20 protein-coding genes are annotated in these 20700 nt (G+C 41.4%); 13 read left to right on the plus strand and 7 right to left on the minus strand.

Annotation, left to right across the window (positions count from 1 at the left end):
* The 6 genes from ACYQ2C_RS05935 to sthA all read left to right on the plus strand — a co-directional run bounded on the left by ACYQ2C_RS05935 (position 1) and on the right by sthA (position 5420).
* Positions 1–657: an NADH:ubiquinone reductase (Na(+)-transporting) subunit D gene (locus ACYQ2C_RS05935; RefSeq protein ID WP_460051779.1), complete on the plus strand. Its 657-nt coding sequence runs from the start codon at positions 1–3 to the stop codon at positions 655–657.
* A 2-nt stretch (positions 658–659) separates the two neighbouring features.
* A complete protein-coding gene (gene nqrE, locus ACYQ2C_RS05940; RefSeq protein WP_460051780.1) occupies positions 660–1268 on the plus strand; it encodes an NADH:ubiquinone reductase (Na(+)-transporting) subunit E in 609 nt (202 codons plus the stop codon).
* Positions 1269–1280: 12 nt separating this feature from the next.
* Complete coding sequence (gene nqrF, locus ACYQ2C_RS05945; RefSeq protein WP_460051782.1) at positions 1281–2498, plus strand: NADH:ubiquinone reductase (Na(+)-transporting) subunit F; 1218 nt, start codon at positions 1281–1283, stop codon at positions 2496–2498.
* A gap of 121 nt (positions 2499–2619) precedes the next feature.
* Entirely contained in the window at positions 2620–3531 is a 912-nt protein-coding gene (locus ACYQ2C_RS05950) for an FAD:protein FMN transferase (protein WP_460100722.1), read from the plus strand.
* Between the two features lie 11 nt (positions 3532–3542).
* Positions 3543–3770, plus strand: a complete 228-nt coding sequence (gene nqrM, locus ACYQ2C_RS05955) for a (Na+)-NQR maturation NqrM (RefSeq protein WP_460051785.1) — start codon at positions 3543–3545, stop codon at positions 3768–3770.
* A 246-nt stretch (positions 3771–4016) separates the two neighbouring features.
* Positions 4017–5420 (plus strand): Si-specific NAD(P)(+) transhydrogenase, encoded by a 1404-nt coding sequence (sthA, locus tag ACYQ2C_RS05960; RefSeq protein ID WP_460051787.1) that lies wholly within the window; start codon positions 4017–4019, stop codon positions 5418–5420.
* A 133-nt stretch (positions 5421–5553) separates the two neighbouring features.
* Here sthA and nhaB read toward each other — a convergent pair whose 3' ends face one another.
* Positions 5554–7086, minus strand: a complete 1533-nt coding sequence (gene nhaB / locus ACYQ2C_RS05965; RefSeq protein ID WP_460051788.1) for a sodium/proton antiporter NhaB — start codon at positions 7084–7086, stop codon at positions 5554–5556.
* A gap of 609 nt (positions 7087–7695) precedes the next feature.
* On the opposite strand from nhaB, the gene ACYQ2C_RS05970 reads away from it, so the two are divergent.
* From ACYQ2C_RS05970 to ACYQ2C_RS06000, 7 genes are all read left to right on the plus strand, one after another.
* Entirely contained in the window at positions 7696–9393 is a 1698-nt protein-coding gene (locus tag ACYQ2C_RS05970) for a pilus assembly protein (RefSeq protein WP_460051790.1), read from the plus strand.
* Between the two features lie 15 nt (positions 9394–9408).
* A complete protein-coding gene (nudC, locus tag ACYQ2C_RS05975; protein WP_460100727.1) occupies positions 9409–10278 on the plus strand; it encodes an NAD(+) diphosphatase in 870 nt (289 codons plus the stop codon).
* Positions 10279–10288: 10 nt separating this feature from the next.
* On the plus strand, positions 10289–10942 hold the full coding sequence (locus ACYQ2C_RS05980) for a cation/multidrug efflux pump (RefSeq protein ID WP_460051793.1): 654 nt from the start codon (positions 10289–10291) through the stop codon (positions 10940–10942).
* A gap of 16 nt (positions 10943–10958) precedes the next feature.
* Entirely contained in the window at positions 10959–12014 is a 1056-nt protein-coding gene (sohB, locus tag ACYQ2C_RS05985; RefSeq protein WP_460100730.1) for a protease SohB, read from the plus strand.
* Positions 12015–12038: 24 nt separating this feature from the next.
* Positions 12039–12725, plus strand: coding sequence for a tRNA (guanosine(18)-2'-O)-methyltransferase TrmH (gene trmH / locus ACYQ2C_RS05990; protein ID WP_460100732.1), 687 nt, complete (start codon positions 12039–12041; stop codon positions 12723–12725).
* Positions 12726–13168: 443 nt separating this feature from the next.
* Positions 13169–13369: a DUF2788 domain-containing protein gene (locus ACYQ2C_RS05995; protein WP_460051798.1), complete on the plus strand. Its 201-nt coding sequence runs from the start codon at positions 13169–13171 to the stop codon at positions 13367–13369.
* A 33-nt stretch (positions 13370–13402) separates the two neighbouring features.
* A complete protein-coding gene (locus tag ACYQ2C_RS06000; RefSeq protein WP_460100736.1) occupies positions 13403–15580 on the plus strand; it encodes a response regulator in 2178 nt (725 codons plus the stop codon).
* Between the two features lie 154 nt (positions 15581–15734).
* Here the strand turns inward: ACYQ2C_RS06000 and ACYQ2C_RS06005 are convergent, their stop codons facing one another.
* The 6 genes from ACYQ2C_RS06005 to ACYQ2C_RS06030 form a co-directional block, all read right to left on the minus strand.
* Positions 15735–16979 carry a tyrosine-type recombinase/integrase gene (locus ACYQ2C_RS06005; RefSeq protein WP_460100738.1) on the minus strand — a complete coding sequence of 415 codons (1245 nt, stop codon included), beginning with the start codon at positions 16977–16979 and terminating at the stop codon, positions 15735–15737.
* Positions 16980–16997: 18 nt separating this feature from the next.
* Positions 16998–17981, minus strand: a complete 984-nt coding sequence (locus ACYQ2C_RS06010; protein WP_460100740.1) for a site-specific integrase — start codon at positions 17979–17981, stop codon at positions 16998–17000.
* 269 nt (positions 17982–18250) lie between these two features.
* Positions 18251–19267, minus strand: a complete 1017-nt coding sequence (locus tag ACYQ2C_RS06015) for a CobW family GTP-binding protein (RefSeq protein WP_460100742.1) — start codon at positions 19265–19267, stop codon at positions 18251–18253.
* A 74-nt stretch (positions 19268–19341) separates the two neighbouring features.
* Positions 19342–19791, minus strand: a complete 450-nt coding sequence (locus ACYQ2C_RS06020; RefSeq protein WP_460100744.1) for a Fur family transcriptional regulator — start codon at positions 19789–19791, stop codon at positions 19342–19344.
* Positions 19792–20043: 252 nt separating this feature from the next.
* On the minus strand, positions 20044–20250 hold the full coding sequence (locus ACYQ2C_RS06025; protein WP_460100747.1) for a DUF1826 domain-containing protein: 207 nt from the start codon (positions 20248–20250) through the stop codon (positions 20044–20046).
* 94 nt (positions 20251–20344) lie between these two features.
* Positions 20345–20641, minus strand: coding sequence for a DUF1826 domain-containing protein (locus ACYQ2C_RS06030; protein ID WP_460100937.1), 297 nt, complete (start codon positions 20639–20641; stop codon positions 20345–20347).
* Between the last annotated feature and the right edge of the window lie 59 nt (positions 20642–20700).

Below are 20700 nucleotides of genomic sequence, written 5' to 3' on the forward strand. Positions count from 1 at the left end.
ATGAAGGTAAAAGAGTTACTCTTTAAACCCGTCTTTGAGAACAACCCCATTGCGTTACAAATTTTGGGTATTTGTTCTGCTTTGGCGGTAACCAGTAGTTTGAAAGTAACCATTGTTATGTGTATTGCACTGACTTTGGTAACCGCTTTCTCAAACTTCTTCGTTGCTGCGGTGCGTAACTTCATTCCAGGCAGTATTCGCATCATCGCGCAAATGACCATCATTGCGTCTCTGGTAATCGTAGTAGACCAAATCCTAAAAGCTGTTGCTTACGATATCAGTAAGCAGTTATCGGTATTCGTGGGCTTGATTATCACCAACTGTATCGTAATGGGTCGTGCCGAAGCTTACGCGATGAAAAACCCACCAATTCCAAGTTTCTTAGACGGTATTGGTAACGGTTTAGGCTATAGCGTATTGCTTTTAACCTTGGCATTCATTCGTGAACTGCTAGGCTCAGGTAAATTATTCGGTGTAGAAATATTGTCATTAACTACCGATGGTGGTTGGTATGTTTCTAACGGTTTGATGTTGCTTCCGCCAAGTGCATTCTTCCTAATCGGCTTAATTATTTGGGGTCTACGTTCGTGGAAACCTAAACAAGCCGAAGAAGCGGAATTCAAGATCGCAGCGAATACTAAGCCTAAAGAGGTGTAGTCATGGAATATTACTTAAGCTTATTTGTTCGTTCGATCTTTATCGACAATATGGCGTTAACCTTTTTCTTGGGTATGTGTACTTTCATGGCCGTATCCAAAAAGGTTGATGCTGCCATCGGTCTTGGTGTTGCGGTGGTTGTGGTGTTGGGCTTAACTGTGCCAATCAATAACTTACTTTATACCTACCTTCTTGCTGACGGTGCTTTGGCATGGGCTGGCTTACCTAATGTAGATTTAAGCTTCTTAGGCTTAATTTCTTACATTGGTGTAATTGCAGCGCTTGTGCAGATCTTGGAAATGGTGTTGGATAAGTATGTTCCTGCACTTTACAACGCCCTTGGTGTTTTCCTTCCTTTGATCACTGTGAACTGCGCCATCATGGGTGCTTCATTGTTCATGGTTGAGCGCGATTATAACTTTGCAGAAAGTACCGTTTTCGGAATTGGCGCTGGTATTGGCTGGGCTCTAGCTATTGCCGTACTTGCTGCTATTCGCGAGAAACTTAAATACAGCGACGTGCCAGCAGGACTGCAAGGTCTTGGCATCACCTTCATTACTGTAGGTTTGATGTCTTTAGGCTTCATGTCCTTCGGCGGCATCGATCTATAAGTGAGGTAGAGCATGGAAATCGTAATTGGTGTAGGAATGTTTACCGCCATCGTATTGGTGTTGGTGGTAGTCATTCTTAGCGCACGCTCCAAGCTTGTAAGTACTGGAGATGTGAACATTGTTGTGAACGGTGAGAAAACTCTTACTGTTCCAGCGGGCGGTAAATTGCTACAAACTCTAGCCGAAAGCGGAATGTTCTTGCCTTCTGCTTGTGGTGGCGGTGGTAGCTGCGCACAGTGTAAATGTGTGGTTAACAGCGGTGGCGGCTCAATGCTGCCAACGGAAGCTGCGCATTTTAATAAGCGTCAAGCTCGTGAAGGTTGGCGTTTGTCTTGTCAGGTTCCTGTTAAGCAAGACATGGAAATTCACGTTGAAGAAGACGTATTCGGCGTTAAGCAATGGGAATGTACCGTTGAATCTAACCCGAACGTTGCTACCTTCATTAAAGAATTGACTCTTCGTCTTCCTGAGGGTGAAAACGTAGATTTCCGTGCTGGTGGTTATGTGCAGTTAGAAGCGCCACCACATCACGTTAAATACTCTGACTTCGACATCGAAGAGCAATATCGTGGTGACTGGGAGCGCTTTGGCTTCTTTAACATCGAATCGAAAGTTAATGAGCCGATCATTCGTGCTTACTCGATGGCCAACTATCCTGAAGAAAAAGGCGTAGTGAAGTTCAATATCCGTATTGCAACTCCACCTCCTGGCTCTCAAGGTATTCCACCGGGTCAAATGTCTTCATACGTATTTAGTTTGAAGCCAGGCGACAAAATTACTGTATTCGGACCATTCGGTGAATTCTTCGCGAAAGATACCGATAACGAAATGGTATTTATCGGTGGTGGTGCAGGTATGGCGCCTATGCGCTCCCATATCTTCGATCAGCTACGCCGATTGAACTCTAAACGTAAGATTTCTTTCTGGTACGGTGCTCGATCACTTCGAGAACTTTTCTATGAAGATGATTACAACACTTTAGCTTCTGAGAACGAGAATTTTGATTGGCACATCGCTCTTTCAGATCCTCAACCAGAAGATAATTGGACTGGTCTTACAGGCTTCATCCATAATGTGTTGTATGAAAACTATTTGAAAGATCACCCAGCACCAGAAGACTGTGAGTACTACATGTGTGGACCTCCAGTGATGAACGCTGCTGTGATCTCCATGCTGAAAAATCTTGGAGTAGAGGATGAGAACATTCTTCTTGACGACTTCGGTGGTTAAGCAGACAAGTTCGAATCATGGAGTGGGGCTCGTTTATCGGGCCCTACTTTGTTTCGTATTAGTTAGTTTTATTTCTGCGTGTTCGGATTCGAATGTTCCGCTGTATTTGTCTGGCCCTACCATGGGTACGACATACAACATCACCATTATTGATGATGAGTTGTCGACTGACCCTAATACAGTGGCAATGAAAATCATGAACTTGCTTGGCGACATCAATCAAGCCGCATCTACCTATATTAAAGACTCTGAACTTATGCGTTTTAACCGCTCGCCCATTGGCGAACCGGTGGTTCTCTCTTCAGAATTAACAGAGATCTTGCAGGTAAGCTCTGATGTCTATCAGTTAACACACGGCGCATTCGATGTCACAGTTGCACCGTTAGTAAATATTTGGGGCTTTGGCCCTGATAACCGCAGAGAAGTGCCCAGTGATCTAGAAATTAGTGATGCACTGGCTAAGGTCGGTTTCGAAAAAATACTTTTGGACGCCACAAACTCCACCGCAACTCGCAATTCTGATGTAAGCGTTGATTTGTCATCTGTGGCGAAAGGTTACGCTGTCGACAAGGTAGCGAATTATCTGGAAATGCTCGGAGTTGAAAATTATCTCGTAGAAATTGGTGGTGAGATCCGTGTCAAGGGCCACAATAATCGCGGCTCTCGCTGGCGTATTGGTATTGAAGCTCCTACTCTCGGCAGAAACGATCCAGCACAAGCCATCGAGGTAGAAGATCTTGCCATGGCTACTTCTGGAGATTATAGAAACTACTTCGACGATGACGGAGTTCGTTATTCTCACACAATAGATCCACGTACAGGTAAGCCCATTACTCACAATCTGGCATCTATAACCGTGTTACATAAATCCAGTGCAATGGCAGATGCTCTGGCAACTGGTTTGAATGTTTTGGGTTATGAGAAGTCTATTAAAGTGTGTAATGACAATCAGATTCCTTGTTTTTTTATTGTGCGTGAACACGACAAGTTTGCGGAATATCCTTCCGAAACATTTGAACAATATATGAACTGAAAGGTAATACCATGACTTTTCTTGTAACGTTACTCGTTCTACTAACTGTAGTTGCAGCAATGTCAGTTGGTGTAATTATGGGTAGAAAACCCATTACTGGCTCTTGTGGCGGTATTGGCGCTGCTTTGGGCGAAAAAGATTACGTTTGTGATTTTTGTGGCGGCGACGAAAGTAAGTGTGAAGAGCGTAAAAATGGCACTGTCGCTAAAACAGATCTTGCCTACGAAGTAAAAAAATAATCCGACAAAACTATAAAAATTTGAGAGCTTAATACAACAGGTTTTGTCCTTTCAAAACCGTGAACAGTGTTATCGACTCTAAACTCGAGTTAAAAGGCAGTTGAGGGATCAGTAGCCGTATTGGAGACTAATCAAGGTGTGCTGTTAACTCGACCACTCGGTTTTCGATTACTATCGACTCAAAAAACTGCCGTACTCCAACGATAAACCTAGTTAGACTCAATACAGGGGCAGTTTTGTATCACTATGAGTGACTATAACTTTGATGTAATTGTAATAGGCTCCGGACCAGGAGGAGAGTCCGCGGCTATTTCTTTGGCCAAAAACGGCAAACGCGTGGCGATGATTGAAGCGCGTTCTATGGTTGGTGGTAACTGTGCTCATAAAGGCACCATTCCTTCAAAATCGTTGCGACATGTTGTTAAGCAATTGATTCGTTTTAACCACGATCCGTTGTTTAGAACAATCGGTGAGCACAAGACATTAACCTATCCACAAGTGCTACAAGCCGCGAACCGCGTAATCCCAAAGCAAGTTGAAATGCATGCATCACACTATGCACGTAATCGAATTCAACTGTTTACCGGTATCGCCCATTTTATAGACAAACATACCATTCAAGTTAAGCTGCAAGACGGTGTCACAGAAACATTCACCGCTGAGAAATTTATTATCGGTACTGGCTCGCGTCCTTACCGTCCAGCCGACGTTGATTTTGATCATCCACGCATCTACGACAGTGACACTGTTCTTGAGATGAAACACTCGCCGATCAGTTTAATTATTTACGGTGCGGGTGTGATTGGTTGTGAATACGCCTCTATCTTTGTGGGTATGGGTATAAAAGTAGATCTAATCAACAGCCGTGACAGACTGCTCTCATTTTTGGATGACGAAATATCCGATGCCCTTAGTTATCATCTGCGTGATGGTGGGGTTATGGTACGTCATAACGAAGAATACGCGGGCGTGAAAGCTGATGATGACGGTGTAACGCTTACGCTGAAATCAGGCAAGCGATTACGTGCTGATGCGCTGTTGTGGTGTAACGGTCGTACTGGTAACACCGATCTATTGAATCTTGAGTCTGTAGAGCTAAGTGCGGATCACCGTGGTCAACTTACCGTAGATGAAGATTACAGAACCGAAGCCGACAATATTTACGCGGTCGGTGACGTTATCGGTTGGCCAAGCCTCGCCAGTGCGTCTTTCGATCAAGGTCGAGCGGTTGCGAAAATTATGTTGGGCGAAAGTGCCGATTACGCAACTGAGGTTCCAACCGGTATTTACACCTTACCTGAAATCAGCTCATTAGGTAAAACCGAGCGTGAATTAACCGCGCAGCGAATCCCTTACGAAGTAGGTCGAGCGTTTTTTAAACACGTCGCGCGGGGCCAAATTTCCGGTGAAGATGTGGGTATGTTGAAAATACTCTTCCACATAGATACCTACGAAATTCTTGGTATCCACTGCTTTGGAGCGGAAGCTTCCGAGATTATTCACATTGGCCAAGCTATTATGAAACAAAAAGGTGATGCTAATAACATTCACTACTTTGTTTCAACGACGTTTAACTACCCAACCATGGCTGAGGCCTATCGTCAGGCGGCTCTTAACGGAATTAACCGTGTTAAGCGCATGAGAACCTAATATACAAGTTTTCAGCTCAAAAAAAGCCCAACATTGGTTGGGCTTTTTTATTTCTGTCTTCCAATTAAATTTTGCGGGAGCTAGTTAGAGTCTCCTACAAGAGTCTCCTACAAGAATCTTCTGCAAAAGTTTGCTACAAAAGATAAGCAACACAAAGTACACCAGCAATCGACAGTACAATGGTGTAGGGCAACGCCATGACTACCATGCGCCCGTAAGATAATCGAATCAGCGGAGCAAGCGCCGAGGTCAATAAAAATAGGAACGCTGCTTGTCCATTGGGTGTGGCAACACTGGGTAGGTTTGTACCTGTATTAATTGCCACGGCAAGCTTATCAAATTGTTCCCGTGTGATCGTGATTTGGCTCGGATCTGTGTTATCCAATGCGGCTTTTACTTCATTAATATAAACAGTCGCTACAAACACATTATCACTGATCATCGACAGAATACCGTTGGCAACAAAGAACATGGGTCCCTGTACATCGGCATCTAACTTTAAGACTGCGTGAGTGATGGGTGAAAACAGATGTTGATCATGAATAACGGCAACCACTGAAAAGAAAACTACCAATAAAGCTGTAAATGGCAGGGCTTCTTCAAAGGCGTGACCAATTTGGTGTTCATCGGTAATACCTGTGAAGGCGGTAATCAGTACAATTACAGTTAAACCGATAATCCCCACTTCTGCTAAATGCATCGCCAAAGCAACAATCAAAAAGATCGCGGTAATACCTTGAATAATTAATGCGGCAATTTCTTTGGTCTTGCGTTTTTTACTTTCGTTTAACTCGAAATCTTCCAGAATTGTTCGCACTGGATCAGGAAGTTTCCCGCCATAACCCAAAATAGAGGTCTTCTCTAAAAACACGCAAGTTAACACACCTAAAACAAAACACGGTGCAGTTACCGGCGCCATTTTAAGAGCGAAGGTAGCAAAATCCCAACCAGCTACATCAGCAATTAACAGGTTTTGTGGCTCTCCCACCAAGGTACATACGCCGCCTAATGCCGTACCAATGGCACCGTGCATAATTAAACTGCGTAAAAAAGACCGGAAGCTCTCTAAATCTTCTCTGTGAATATCCACAATGGTGGCGTCATCGCCGTGGTCGTGATCGTCTGTGTGTGTAATTTGTTTACCAGAGGCCACTTTGTGGTAGACCGAGTAAAACCCAACCACAACGCTGATAAGTACCGCGGTTACGGTTAACGCATCCAAAAAGGCTGAAAGAAACGCTGACGACAACAAAAAGAGCAGCGATAGGCCCAGTTTTGAGCGTACGGTAATCAGAATTTTTGTGAACAAAAACAGCAGTAGGTTTTTCATGAAGTAAATGCCCGCGACCATAAAGACCAAGAGCAAGATCACTTGTAAGTTCGCAGAAACTTCATGATAGACGGAATGAGCGTCGGTTAGTCCGAGCGCAACAGCTTCGAGAGCGAGCAAGCCGCCCGGTTGCAGGGGATAGCACTTGAGTGCCATTGCAAGAGTGAAAATGAACTCGGCGATCAATAACCAGCCGCATATAAACGCACTGGATTCTCCGCCGAAAAAATAAACTAATGGATTAAGAATCAAAAAAGCAATGATTGCCTGCTTGTACCAGATCGGTGACGAGCCAAGAAAGTTTTTCCCAAATGCCTGGGATAGCGTTAATTCCATGCCTGCTTCCTTACTTAAAAAAAGTTATTAAATTTAAAAAATCATCGGTACGAGTTGCAGGAGTTGTAACCGTGAAATGATGAAAACCAACTAACCGGAAACAAATCTCGATAGTTGAGCCTTTACGTGTGCAATTCACGTTATTGTAGTTATAAAAAATAGAGCTAATTCAATTACATTTCGACTAATCTTAAAGTGACAACTTCAATGGCTTAAGTATATGCTTAGGCGATTAAGGCAATGCCACTTGTATGGATCTTATCTTGATCCTTCGATGAATTATAACCAAAATCATTGGCTTAATGGCTATAGATGCTAATAAAATTATTATACAGGTGTATTTATTATAGTCGTTACGACAAGTCACTAATGCAATCTTGAAAGCAATCTTGATACCTGCGAGCAAATTACGATCGCAATTGATTATTTTAAGTGACATTGTCGATAGGTTTTCGTCTATTCGTCGTTTATGCCACACATATTTTCGAAAATTTATGTCAGACTTTGCTTAAAGTTATTGAGATAACAAAGATTTAACTCAAACAACGTTAGGTTTGATCCCTACGTGGCTCAAGATTAAAGCCCTACAAATAGTTAAGGTATCGTTTCGTGGAAAATCAATTACCGGCAAATTCAATCAGCTCTTTAAAGGTAGTTAGAGAGGAGCTTGTCTCTACTATCGAGCAATCTGCCAAAAAACTTGAAGATTTTTTCGAAAATACGGCCGATGCTGAGAGTTTACAAGCCTGTGTCGAAGGTTTACATCAAATATCGGGCACCTTAGACCTATTACAGCTAAAAGGTCCACAGCTTCTCGCTCAATCTTTGCTCTCTGTGGCCCAAGAAATTACTCCCGGTGAGCACAGCTTAGATGACGATGATTTGCAAGCAATCACAACGGCATTTTTCACACTTCCTCGTTACTTAGAGTTTTTAGAAAATACCAAGTTATATCACCCAGAAATATTGCTGCCGTTTATTAATGATTTGAGAAAAATCTCCAATCAAGCAGCACTTCCAGATAGCTTTTTTTTCTCCATTAAACGTTTTACTAAAGATGTGAGCAGTTTTAGTTGGTTACGATCAAGCACAGTTGAAAAACAAGATTATCCATCGTTGGTAGGACGTATTCGACACATGTTCCAAGTCGGATTATTGGCGATCTTGCAAGGTAAACCGCAAAAAGCACCACTGAAAATTATGTACAACGCCGCAGAGCGTTTATCGAGCATATATGCCCATAAACCTATAGCTGCATTTTGGCTTTCCATACAGTTTGCCGTCGATGCCGCCATTAATAGTTCCTTGCCTTTATCTAAGTACCGCAAGCGTCTATTAATGGAAGTAGAAAAACAGATCAAACAACTCGTTAAATTTGATATTCAAGGTGTTAAGACCAATGTGCCAATTGCCTTGACTAAAGAGCTTGTATATTGGGCTGCGATTGGCAAGCATGGCGATCAAACCAAAAATGTTGATCTATTTTTAGAACAGTTTGGTTGTACTCGATTAGGTTACGACGACGAACAATTGGCCCGCGAAGCAGAATTACTCAGAGGGCCGAGTGCAAAAACCATTCAGTCGGTCATTGCTGTATTTGAAGAAGAAATCGCCATTGCCAAAAACATTTTAGAAAACAGCGCCAGCTCTCATTCAACCGACGAATTTGACCAGCTAGTGGAGCAACTCGCCAAGCTTGCAGAAATTCTTTCTGTGGTAGGCTTGGGGCAACCGAGTATTGTCTTAAAGCAACAGGCAAAAATTATCGAGACTTTAAAAGACGACTCCACAGGTCTTGATATTCATGCGCTTTCAGAAGTTGCTCATGCCTTATTGGGCGTAGAGAATTTCGTTTCGCAGTACAAAATGCAAGCGGGTTATCAATCCGTCGATTCCGAATTAACCATCGCCGATAATCAATATGCCGAAGCCGAAAAAATCGTCCTCCAAGAGGCTGAAAACGGTTTAGTGCTTATTAAACGAGCGCTGAGCTCATTCGCCGAATCCGGATTCGATCAAGGCCACATTCGCAATGTCAGCAAAACGCTTCAAAGTATTCGTGGCGGTATGACATTAATGCATCGTACTCGCTGTGCAAAAGTACTTGAGTTGTGTGATCGATTTGTTGAAGTTGAATTAATGTCTGGCGAGCATCCTGCTGTGTTGCAGCAATTGTTGGAGCCATTTGCCGATTGTGTCATCAGTCTCGAATACTATGTTTCTGCTTTGCAGTCTGATAAAAATACCGACGACAGCATTTTGCAAATTGCTGAAGAAAGCTTGGCCTCTTTGGGCTTAGCCAGTTAAAAAGGATTGGTGAGTTTGAGCCCGTTAGAAAAAACACAAATCAACAGCGTTCATTATTTGCTGGTTTGTGACGCGCAAGTTTTAGCAAAGTCTCCTGGCGATGTGTTGTTTGGCCGATTAGAAATTGAAGATGCTCTAAACACTGCGGTTGGGCAGGGTATTGTGACTACACAATCTCTAACGGTAGCTATCGATCAATCCGTGCTGGTCAACCGTAACGACGATTTTGAAGTTCGTTTAGTTGCCTTTTCCAAGAAGGTTGCTAAATCGCTGCTTGATCATTACAACACTTCTGAGAATGCTCTCAATTGGCTAACACTTCGTTCGCTAATTGTCGAAGAATTCAGCGAACAGTTTTATTTATTGTCACGCGCAATACAGCTGTACCATTGGCTAGAAGATCATCGATATTGTGGAGTTTGTGCAGGTAAAACTCGCTCACACACCACAGAGCCCGCCCTAATGTGTTCCCGCTGTAAACGATTTTGGTACCCGCGTATTCAGCCTTGCGTTATTGTACTTATACATAAAAATAATGACGAAGTTCTTCTCGCGAAACACGGTAAATACATATCAGACATGTATAGCTGTATTGCTGGTTTTGTGGAGTCCGGTGAAACCTTAGAGCAAGCTGCACGGCGTGAAATTAAAGAAGAGGTTGGCGTTGATGTTGATGAGTTACAATACTTCAGCAGTCAACCGTGGCCATTTCCTAATCAATTAATGATTGGTTTTTTTGCTCGCTACAATGGTGGTGAAATTATCATTGATGGCGACGAAATCATTGATGCTAAATGGTTTTCGTTAAAACAATTGCCGGTTACACCACCTAAGACTTCTATTGCTGGGCAAATGATCGAATTTCTTGTTCAAAGACAACGTTGATGGACTTACTATGTTCTATACATTATTAACCATAATCCTAGTTGGTCTGGCACTGTTCGTAGCGTTTTTATCGTTACGTTATTTGTTTAAAACCAGTTGGCTTATGGGCTGGATAAAAGGCACCATCGGATTAACTGCTTTGGGCTTGGCCATAGTTATCGCATTAGTTGGCTTAGATTTTTTCAGTTACAAACAGGTTATTGCAGAAAAGTCGGTTGGTACCCTGGAGTTTCGTCAGCTCGAAAGTCAGAAGTTTCAAGCTCGTCTACTGACCACCGAAGGTCAAGAAATGAACTTTGATATTAACGGCGATCAATGGCAATTAGACGCAAAAATCATAAAGTGGCCAGGGTTTTTGGCCGCACTTGGTGTTAAGCCTGCCTTTAAACTAGAGCGCATAAGTGGCCGCTACTACTCTTGGGAACAAGAACAAACCGAACCTCGATCCGTGTATCCTATATATGAAAGTAATTACACCATTGATGTTTGGCAGTGGTGTAAGCGTCTGAGTTTGAACGCCATCGGTGTTGATGCCACCTACGGAAGCGCAACTTATTTGCCTATGGCTGATGGAGCATTGTACGAAGTCTCTTTAAGTCATACCGGATTAGTAGCGCGACCGTTTAATAATGCCGCAGAAAATGCAATAAACTCTTGGAATTAGGTCGGAGAAGACTATTTTGGAATTTCTTTTTTATTATGGATTATTTATAGCGAAAATTGTGACAGTCGCTATTGTTGTTATCGTAGTTGTTGCCATTGTTGCATCGCTCACCGGCAAAAATAAATCGCACACAAAAGGCAGAATTGAAACCACTAATCTTAACGATCAATACAAAGATATGTTCGAAACCATTCGAGCAACCGTATTGTCGCCTGAAGAAGTAAAAAACGAATTTAAAGAAGAGCAAAAGCGTCTTAAGGCAGAGTCAAAATCCAACAAAAAAGCCCTAAAAGCCGGCGATAAATTACCCACTAAAAAACGCCTTTTTGTTCTCGATTTCGACGGTGATATCAAAGCATCCGATGTTGAAAAACTTAAACATTGTGTTTCCGCGGTATTACACGTAGCTACTGCTCAGGACGAGATTTTGTTAAAGCTCGAAAGCGGTGGCGGCATGGTGCACTCCTATGGTTTGGCGTCCAGTCAGCTCGACAGAATTCGCTCAAAAGGTATTCCACTGACCGTATCCGTTGATAAGGTAGCAGCCAGTGGCGGTTACATGATGGCGTGCGTTGCCGACAAAATTATCGCTGCGCCTTTTTCGATTATTGGTTCTATTGGTGTAGTTGCTCAACTTCCTAACTTCCATAAACTTTTGAAAAAACACGATGTTGACTTTGAAATGTACACTGCCGGTGAATACAAACGTACTTTGACAATGTTTGGTGAAAATACCGATAAAGGTCGCGAGAAGTTTCTCGAAGATTTAGATAAAACCCATGTTTTATTCAAAGACTTTGTCTCTAGCCACCGGGCTAGCGTGAATATTTCAGAAGTTGCTACTGGTGAAGTTTGGTACGGTTCGCAAGCAAAAGAAATTGGTTTAATTGATGAGCTTAGCACCAGCGATGCTTACATTACTGATCATCTTGATAGTTGTGATGTCATTGCCGTTGATTACGTTATCAAGAAAAACATGATGGAGCGCTTTGGCTCCTCGGTTTCCGTTGGTGTCGATCAGCTCGCCGTTAAGTGGATCAGCCGACTTTTTCAATCTCATCCAAAAGCTTAATTCGTTGGTAAAGTAGCAGTTTCTATGACGCCACAGCGTTATCACACCCTGCTGACCGTTCTGAATAATCGGCAACCGGATTTAACCGTTGTTGCCGATGAAGTCCATAAAGGTCGTAATCTCTCCGCTATCATTCGCACCTGCGATTCCGTGGGTATTGATAAAATACACATGGTGACACCCAAAATGGGCTATCGCGATTATCGCGGAACCGCATCTGGCAGCAATAAATGGGTTGAGGTAGAAACTCACGCAGACATCTGTCAACCATTAGCAACACTTAAGCAATTGGGTTATCAAGTTGTTGCAGCAGGACTTGGTGCAAATTCGGTCAATTATCGTGATGTTGATTACACCAAACCCACAGCATTGGTATTAGGTGCTGAAAAAAATGGCTTAAGTGCCGAGGCTAAGGGCTTCTGTGATCAACTCATTCAAATCCCAATGATTGGTATGGTCGAGTCACTGAATGTCTCTGTCGCCACCGCGATTATTCTTCAAGAAGCATTACTTCAACGCAATAAAGCCGGAATCATTGGCACCCGTCGTTTACCAGAAGAACACCGCGTAAGACGATTTTTCCAATGGGCACATCCCAAAGTGGCCGAGTTTTGCGACAACAACCGTATACCTTATCCTCCAGTATCTTCAGAAGATGGAGAAATTATTAATGCATCGACATGGTATCAATCGGTTCGTGAACACCGGTGATAATTCAAAGCTCAGAGAATTACGCGCATAAAAAAGCCCGACGACCTGGGGGGAGAGCGTCGGGCCAAGACCATTAGGAGTGAAACATTAAGGAACAATCCTTAACACCGGGCACAAGACCCGACTGACTACAGTTTTGGGGCATGTAGCCAGCTGCTTTTTAAGTATTAACCATATTGGTGAGTTGTCCATCGTGCAGGCGGCCTAGGTTAAACAATTTCTTCATAATTGCTGTTGATCTCAATGAGAAAACTTCTATACATCATTCTTATATAAGCGCTTTTTTTGATAGTTTTTGTGGTGAATTAATCTAAATCACACCTAATTAATAGGTCTGTAATAAACATTCTGGTTAGAAAGATGTGAGAAACACGAAAGGTTTTCACATATAATCATCAAATCAAAAAATGAATACGTTTAAGTCACAGATGTAAGAGGTATCCATGGATATAGAGCTGTTCGAAACTATTTCTCTTTATGTGGGAATCGGTGGGTTAATTTTATTCATGGGTTTCATCATGTGGGATTTAGCCAAAGAATCTAAAGCGGGTAAATTTGGTACGTTTGTTCTGTTTGGGGCTCTAGGCCTTGGATTATTGGGTTTTGTTATTAAAACTGTGCTCGTCGAGTATCTTAACCTGTAAGCAAATACCCATTCGGTAATGTAAACTAAAAACATGTTCGAATTTTATACCCCAAAATCAAAAGTCCAAAAAGATCGAAAGCTTATTTACGAGACCGACTCTCGTATTTCAAAATACAGTCGCCGTGGTCTTTTGCTCACTTTGGCGGTATTTTCTTTTACAATGTGGTTGGGTGGTTTTTTTAAAGAAAATTCAAGCATCGCATTTTTTTTAGCATCGGGCTTATTGGTAACCACCATATTTCGGGGTTACTTGGTTTTTGGCTTTGAGTCTTTTTATCCCAGAGCGCCAGGACGTTGGCGTAATCTTTTTTTCTTTGGCTCAATTCTAGGTTCCTTTTGGTGGGGAATCATCATATCTGTAATCACCTACACCAGCGGATTTCATACCGAAACCAATTTCTTGTGGTTGTACACCATCGTTTTTTACTCCGGCATGACAGGAGTCTTATCACCGTATCGTCGTTTCCTAACGGTTTATCTTCTCTCTGGTTTAGTTCCGATTATTTTGGCGAGTTTATCGACCAACACCATTGAAGGCGTTTTACACAGCTCTATTGTTATCTTTTTATTCTGGATGCTGCGCAATCAAGGTTTGATGATGTGCGACTCTTATTGGGAGCGCCTAGAAGCAAACTATGTGTTACGCCAGCGAGCCGATTCTTTAGAAATAGAAAAACGCGATTCACAAGCCGCGGCGCAGGTTAATCACGAATTTCTGGTTTCTCTTAGTGATGAATTGCGATCTGCACTTAACGATACTGTCGGCGCTCTTTCTGTTCTTGCTCACGAAAGCGGCATCAACGAGAAGCAACGTTACTTGTTATCGATTGCTGAAAAATCCAGTGAACGCCAGTTGCAGGTAGTCAACAGCGTTATTGATTACTCGAAAATTAAGTCGCAAAAATTGGTTTTAGAAAACACCGTATTTAATTTCCCAAAATTGGTCGAAGAATGCTTTAACGAAAAAGAAATTGAAGCAGAAATTAACGGTAAAGAATTTTCAATCAATTACGGTGATAATGTACCATCACGTGTACGTGGCGACTCGGTGCGTACGGCGCAGCTGATTAATTGCCTTATCGACCAATCGATTTCTCTCAGTACCGGCCCAGATTTAAAAGTTAACATCAACTGTGAAGACAGTGGCGGCAGTGAATTAATTGTTCAAATATGCATTGTCGATGAATCATCGAGCGCAAGAGCTGGACAGAGTAAGGTATTAGGAGCCAAAGCGGGAAGTTTTAGCTTAAATATGAGCGAGCATTTGGCCTTAGCAATGGGCGGGAATATCGGTATTAATGACGACTTTAAACTGATGTTCTTGTTGGATTTACCCTTAACCCCGGTTAATTCCCAGTCGTTCTTTAAACAGTTTGAAAGTAAATTTGATACCGAGCGAATTCTGTTGGTTGATACGCCAAGTAAAGTTCAAGAAGAAATTAAAGATATTCTTATCTCGTGGGGCTTAGTTCCCATTTTTAAAGCAGTTGATGATCGGTTTGATGCCATATCAGATCTAGACCAAAGTGATTTCTTTCAAGAAATCAACGATCCCATGGTCAGTGCCATCATTATTTTCTCGAAAAAAGAAAGTCTTACGGCAATTCCTATTTCACAAAAGTTTTTAACATCAAACAGCCTAAAGTTAATTCCACAGTTGATTGTGGTGAGTCATTTACAAGCAGAATCAAAATTACTGTTAAAACACAGCAACGAAAAAGATTCTATTCGTATTTTGCAAAAGCCACTTACGCAAGATAAGTTGTATTTAGCATTATCCCAAATTTTATTAAATCAACCCGATCCTACCGATAATATCAATATTAAAGTTTTATTGATTGAAGACAGTAATGTCGACCAGTTGGTGATTTCCAATATATTTGAAAAGCTGGGTATTTCAGTCGATTTAACCAGCACCGCTGAGGCTGGTTTGAAAAAAATGGCCCAGCGCGATTACGATATGGTGTTTATTACCTGCCATCTGAATGGTCGAGATGACGCCGCCGACAGCTTAGAGTTTGTTGCCAAAGCTCATGCTGAAACGCCGGAAGATCAAAAGCGAACACCTATTATTGGTTTAACTACCTTAAAAAATGATCATCAAGATCGTTTATGTTTAACGTCTGGTATGGACGACACCGTTGCAAAACCGGTACGAAAAGAAGAATTAAAAAAATGCCTAGACCATTGGCTGGTTAAAACCCATTAATACCGATAGGAGCCTCTGATTAAATCAGGAATGAGTTAATCAGATGTACTTATAGTTATCGATTTACTAATGGGTTTTCGACATTCAAAAGTAAAATAAAAGAGAGAATTAAGCGAGTGAAATAAATAGAGTGGGGTGGGTTGTGTTAATGCAATTAATGAACACTCCGATTTTTACCACTTTTAGCACGAATTCGATTTTCCGTTTGAATATAAATAGTATCGGTGGTTGCCATGCTGGCGTGGCCTAAGTCTTCCGATAAATCTTTGAGTGACCGTCCTCGTTCCACTTCCATACTCGCGCCGGTGTGACGCAACCAATGGGTTGAGGCTTCTTTAAGCTTTCTTGCTTCGTCGGCGCCTTTTTCTGCAAGCATAAGATCATAAGCCTGATCAAAAATTTGCTGCACAATTCGGATTAATTGGCGGGACGTCATGCCACCTTGGCCGCGTATTTTCTCCACAATGGGTTCTTGCTCGTTGTGAGTGGGTAGCGACGGCAGACCACGATATTTTCGATAGCGTTTTAAATATTCAATAAAATCCTCGGGCACGGTAACATCACGTAGTTTTCGACCTTTACCGAAAATCTTTAACCACCAATTGTTATCGGCATCTTGCCAAAAATGACTCATCATAGGAACCCAGTGAGTTCGTTCTGATAATTCTGAAATTCTCAAAAACAGCGTTTTTAACGCACAAATGACAAATAAACTGCGCTCGTAAATTGGATTTTGATTGGCCAATTTTAACGAAACGTCAAATACGTATTGCCACTGTTCCTGCGTTAAGCGACGAATTTCTTTAACTTGGGCATCTTTGATAAAATATCGGCAGTCCGTTTTAGCAATTTGCGCGGGATTTCCAAACGCGTATTCTTCGTTCATTAAATATTTATAAAACGCAATTAAAGCGGTAAAAGTTGCCGAAAGAGTTTGTTGTGATGGCTTATATTTGGCTTTTTGTTTTTCTGTCGGCTGCTCAGAAGAGTTTTTAGGAAGTTTTAATTTATACGGCGCCCATTCGACATTTACTTTAAACACACCGTTATGAAAATAAAATTTTTCGTAGTTGGCAAAGCAAATCCAGTGCGTGGGTGGCTGCCAGCCAAAATCTATATATTCTAAAATGTCGGCTTTTCTTAATTGATCAACAGGTGCTTTTTTTACTAAAAAACTCCACAGCAAAAAACGTTCTACCTCGTTACGAAAACGCGTGAACGTATGCTCAGATTTATTGCGGCCAATATACAATAAAAACTCTTCGCCCCAGTGCCAAAGCTTCAGCCACCATTGTTCGCCCGAGTCTAAAAAACTCCTTAATTCTGGGTACTGCCGAGCATCAAACTCTTTCAGTTCGGCGTAAGTTGGGAACAGAGGTATTGGATCGGGTAATTTCATATAAGGTTGTATTTCGAATTAATTATCTAGCAAATGCTGATTACTGATCGACAAATTACCAAATGGATCTTTCAATTCAATATATCGTAATGCCGATTTAATATCACGCCAACCTACGTATTCCATTAACGCTTTCATTTCCCAGTTTTGCTCGTTAGCCCAGGTTGCAAAACCTCGTCTCAATGAATGGCTGGTAAAAAAATGTGCATTTTCAATATTGGCATTGGCACAACAGTTTTTAATAATATTAATGACGCTAGCGGAATGCAGACTTTGTTCAGAGACTTTGCCCCAGCGATCAATTGACCTAAATACCGGGCCACTTTTTAGTTGTGCGGTATAAATCCAATCTAAATACGCATCAACCGGGCAGAGTATTTTCAACGCTGGCACCTTAAAGGTTTTACCCTCATTTTTATGATCCGTTTTTGAATGAGGCAGATAGATTTCCATCCCTTCACCGGCACGCGCATTAATATGCTCAACGAATGAATTTACCAGCTCGTCACTGCGGAAAGCGCGCCAAAAACCAAGCAACAACAGCGCTTTGTTACGCATCGCCTGTAACAAGACAGCACTCTGTTGTGTATTGCTTGAGGCACGTTCGGCTTGGATAACATCATCCAAATATTCGATAACCGCTTGCAGTTCTTCCAGCAGTAGTGGGCGAGCTTGTTTTGCTGGTTTTGCGTGTATTCGATTGATGCCTTTAAGCACTTTTTTAACGTGAGGAGCTTTGGTTGGGTCGGGAAAGCCATGTTCTTTATGCCAAACAGCTAGGGCAGACAGTCTCTGTTTTAGCGTATTAACCGAAAGTGTTGGCGCAAAATCGGCGAGATATTGAGCAATTTGGTCAGAAGTAGAAGGCAACATACCGCCCCAGTGAACCTCAAAGTGTTCCACGGCACTGAGATAACTTTTGGTGGTGTTAACTCGGTTGGCAGCACTCAAATATTGGTCAACATTTGAGTGGTTTGGGTGCGTCGTTGGCTTGTGCTTCATTTCATTGAATACTTCTCGTGAGCTTTCTATTTTATGCTTGTTTTGAGTATAACTCAGCAGCAGGTATCAATTAAGACCTCACTTACACAAATGAAACTCAAACTGACGTCGTGCTTTTAGCAGTATAAGAAAACGTAGCCAATATCAAGAACCGTAAATGAATAAAATTCTGAAAAAACCGAATATCGTATTTTTTATTTTGGGTCTCAGATCAACTCTTTGGTAATTTCATCCGAGATTTCGATAAATAATACATGCCCATCAAATCTTCAGTTTGCATCTAAATTATTTATTACGCATTCCATAATTTTTTCCTCAAGGGTTGTTAATAATTCCTTATCACTACTAATAAACTCAATACGACTGTCTTCACATTCGTCGAGAGTGGTAGAAGTTAGAACACCGTCGGCTTTATTGAAAGCGACAATGCCTTCATTGGTTATGAATACACCTTTAATTCTTTCTGTATTTACGCCCAGTAAAAATACCCAAAGTTTTTGTGAATCAAATATCCACTGTGGTGTAAATATCCATCCTTGGCTGTAAAAGCCTTCGCCTTCGTTATTAATTGTTAAATAACCCGAACTGGGTATTTCGAAGGATTGAGCTGAAAAATTTTTATCGTCGTGTAGGTGATGATGCTTGTGAGCATTATTGGTATAGCTTGATGGCTGCTCAAGCCAAGACAATTGTAGATTTCCCTGACTCACAACCTGTAAAGGTATTTTATTGAGTTCATCTTTATTTTTTAGAAAATGTTGCAGTGCTGAAATATCATCGGACCGATATAAATCGGATTTATTAGCCACAATAATATCGGCAACGGATAACTGCTGATTAAAAATAGGGTGGTTGATGTAGCGCTCATCTTTTATTTTACGTGCATCAACGAGTGTAATAGTAGACCGTAAATCTAAAACATCGGCGTAATGTTCAGAACGTAATGTCGCCAGAACCTCTTCAGGATGGCCAAGACCCGTGGGTTCTATCAACAACCGATGAGGTTTCGCTTTAATAAGCAGTCTGTTAAGCGCTATTTGCATGGGCAAACCCGCTGCGCAACACATACATCCACCGGGAACCTCGCGGATAAATATATCTTCACTATCAGATTCATTACCGGTAAATAGACTGCCGTCAATTCCTACTTCACCAAACTCATTAACCAATACCGCCCAACGCTCATTGCTTGGTTTTTGTTTCAGTAAATTTAAAATAGCTGTGGTTTTACCAACACCCAAAAATCCGGTGATAACGTTTGTGGGAATCGCTTTAAACTCTGTCATGAAAGAAGTCCTTGTGTCGCTAGAAACTCTCAGTTAATCAGAGTTTCTTATTCTATTTGTAAATTAATTTATATTTACGCACACTCATGACATAGGCAGTGCAATTCCAACTGAGGACTTTTTAGTACATAACCCGATTTCTCGACATTCTGTTTTAGCGTGTTGATTAATGATTTTTTGATGCCTATTTCTTTAACGTTACCGCATTTATCACAGATTAAAAATTGTGGTACTTCGTGTTCATGTGCGCAGTTAATGTGTGAACAGGCAATGTACTTGTTGGCTAAATGAAGTTTATGCACCAAGTTTTCACTCTCAAGGAAATCGAGAATACGATAAACCGACATTGCAGGCGGAGATTCATTGAACTCCTTTTGCATAAAATCAATCAATTCATAAGCTGATAATGCTTTTTTAGATATAAGCAAACCTGTTAAAACTCGCTTGCGCTTTTCGGTTAACTTGGCACCATTTTTACGGCAGGTGTTTTCAGCATGGTCGATAATCTGCGTGATAGAAGCCATGATTATGTTACTCAGGTATTGCCTTCATTGGGTTTTAAAATGTTATTTTATAACATTATTGCAAAATTATTGAGTAAATTCTAAAGAAATTTTTATCGTTCAAATTTATAAAAATTGCTCAGAAAGTTAACTGCGCCAAGATAATTTTCGATGTGTACTGTAGATTCTATAAATTACAACTCTTGTGTGGCAAGCAGTGAATGATAAGCTTTAAGCTAATTGCAGATTAGTTACTCAAAGTTTTAATAGTATTTAATATTGGTGCGCGCTGGTTTTAACACAATCAACACAAACAAAATCCAACGTTAATAAAAGTCGTTTTTGGCGTGCGTTTACAGCAGATGAGCGCTGCACAAAATCTGCACTTTTATTTCCTTCCCAACACTCACCCTTCAACAGAGCAACGTCACCCGTGCTTAATGTATGAACGGCTTGCTCTGAATATTCAATGTTTTTCATTGATATTTTTCATTGATATATTGACGCGAACGTTATGATGGTGAGGCCATTGGGTACCATTGCCAAAATAACTGTGAATTAACCGAAAGAGTACTCAAGCAACATGCAATCTCGGGCACATTATTTTCGATAGTATTCCCAAACGCAAGCCAACATTTTTCAACTCAAAAAGACAGCAGAATATATTTGCCAGTAGTTGAACATCAGAACACAAATTTGGTGATTGCATGAGTGATGGTATGATTTTTTGCAAATGTTCTAATTGACTTATAGCGAGCTTACCGGAATAGCTTTTAACATTATCAGATGTCAATAATATTTGACTTTGTGATATTGCATCTGGGCAAAGTATTCGTTGCCAAACCGATAAATTAACATCGCTTCTATATATTTCGGTAAGCGCCTATAAATCATCGCTAATTACCACTCGACGAGATAGTACTTGGTTGT

It is taken from the genome of Sessilibacter sp. MAH3 (assembly GCF_054658275.1).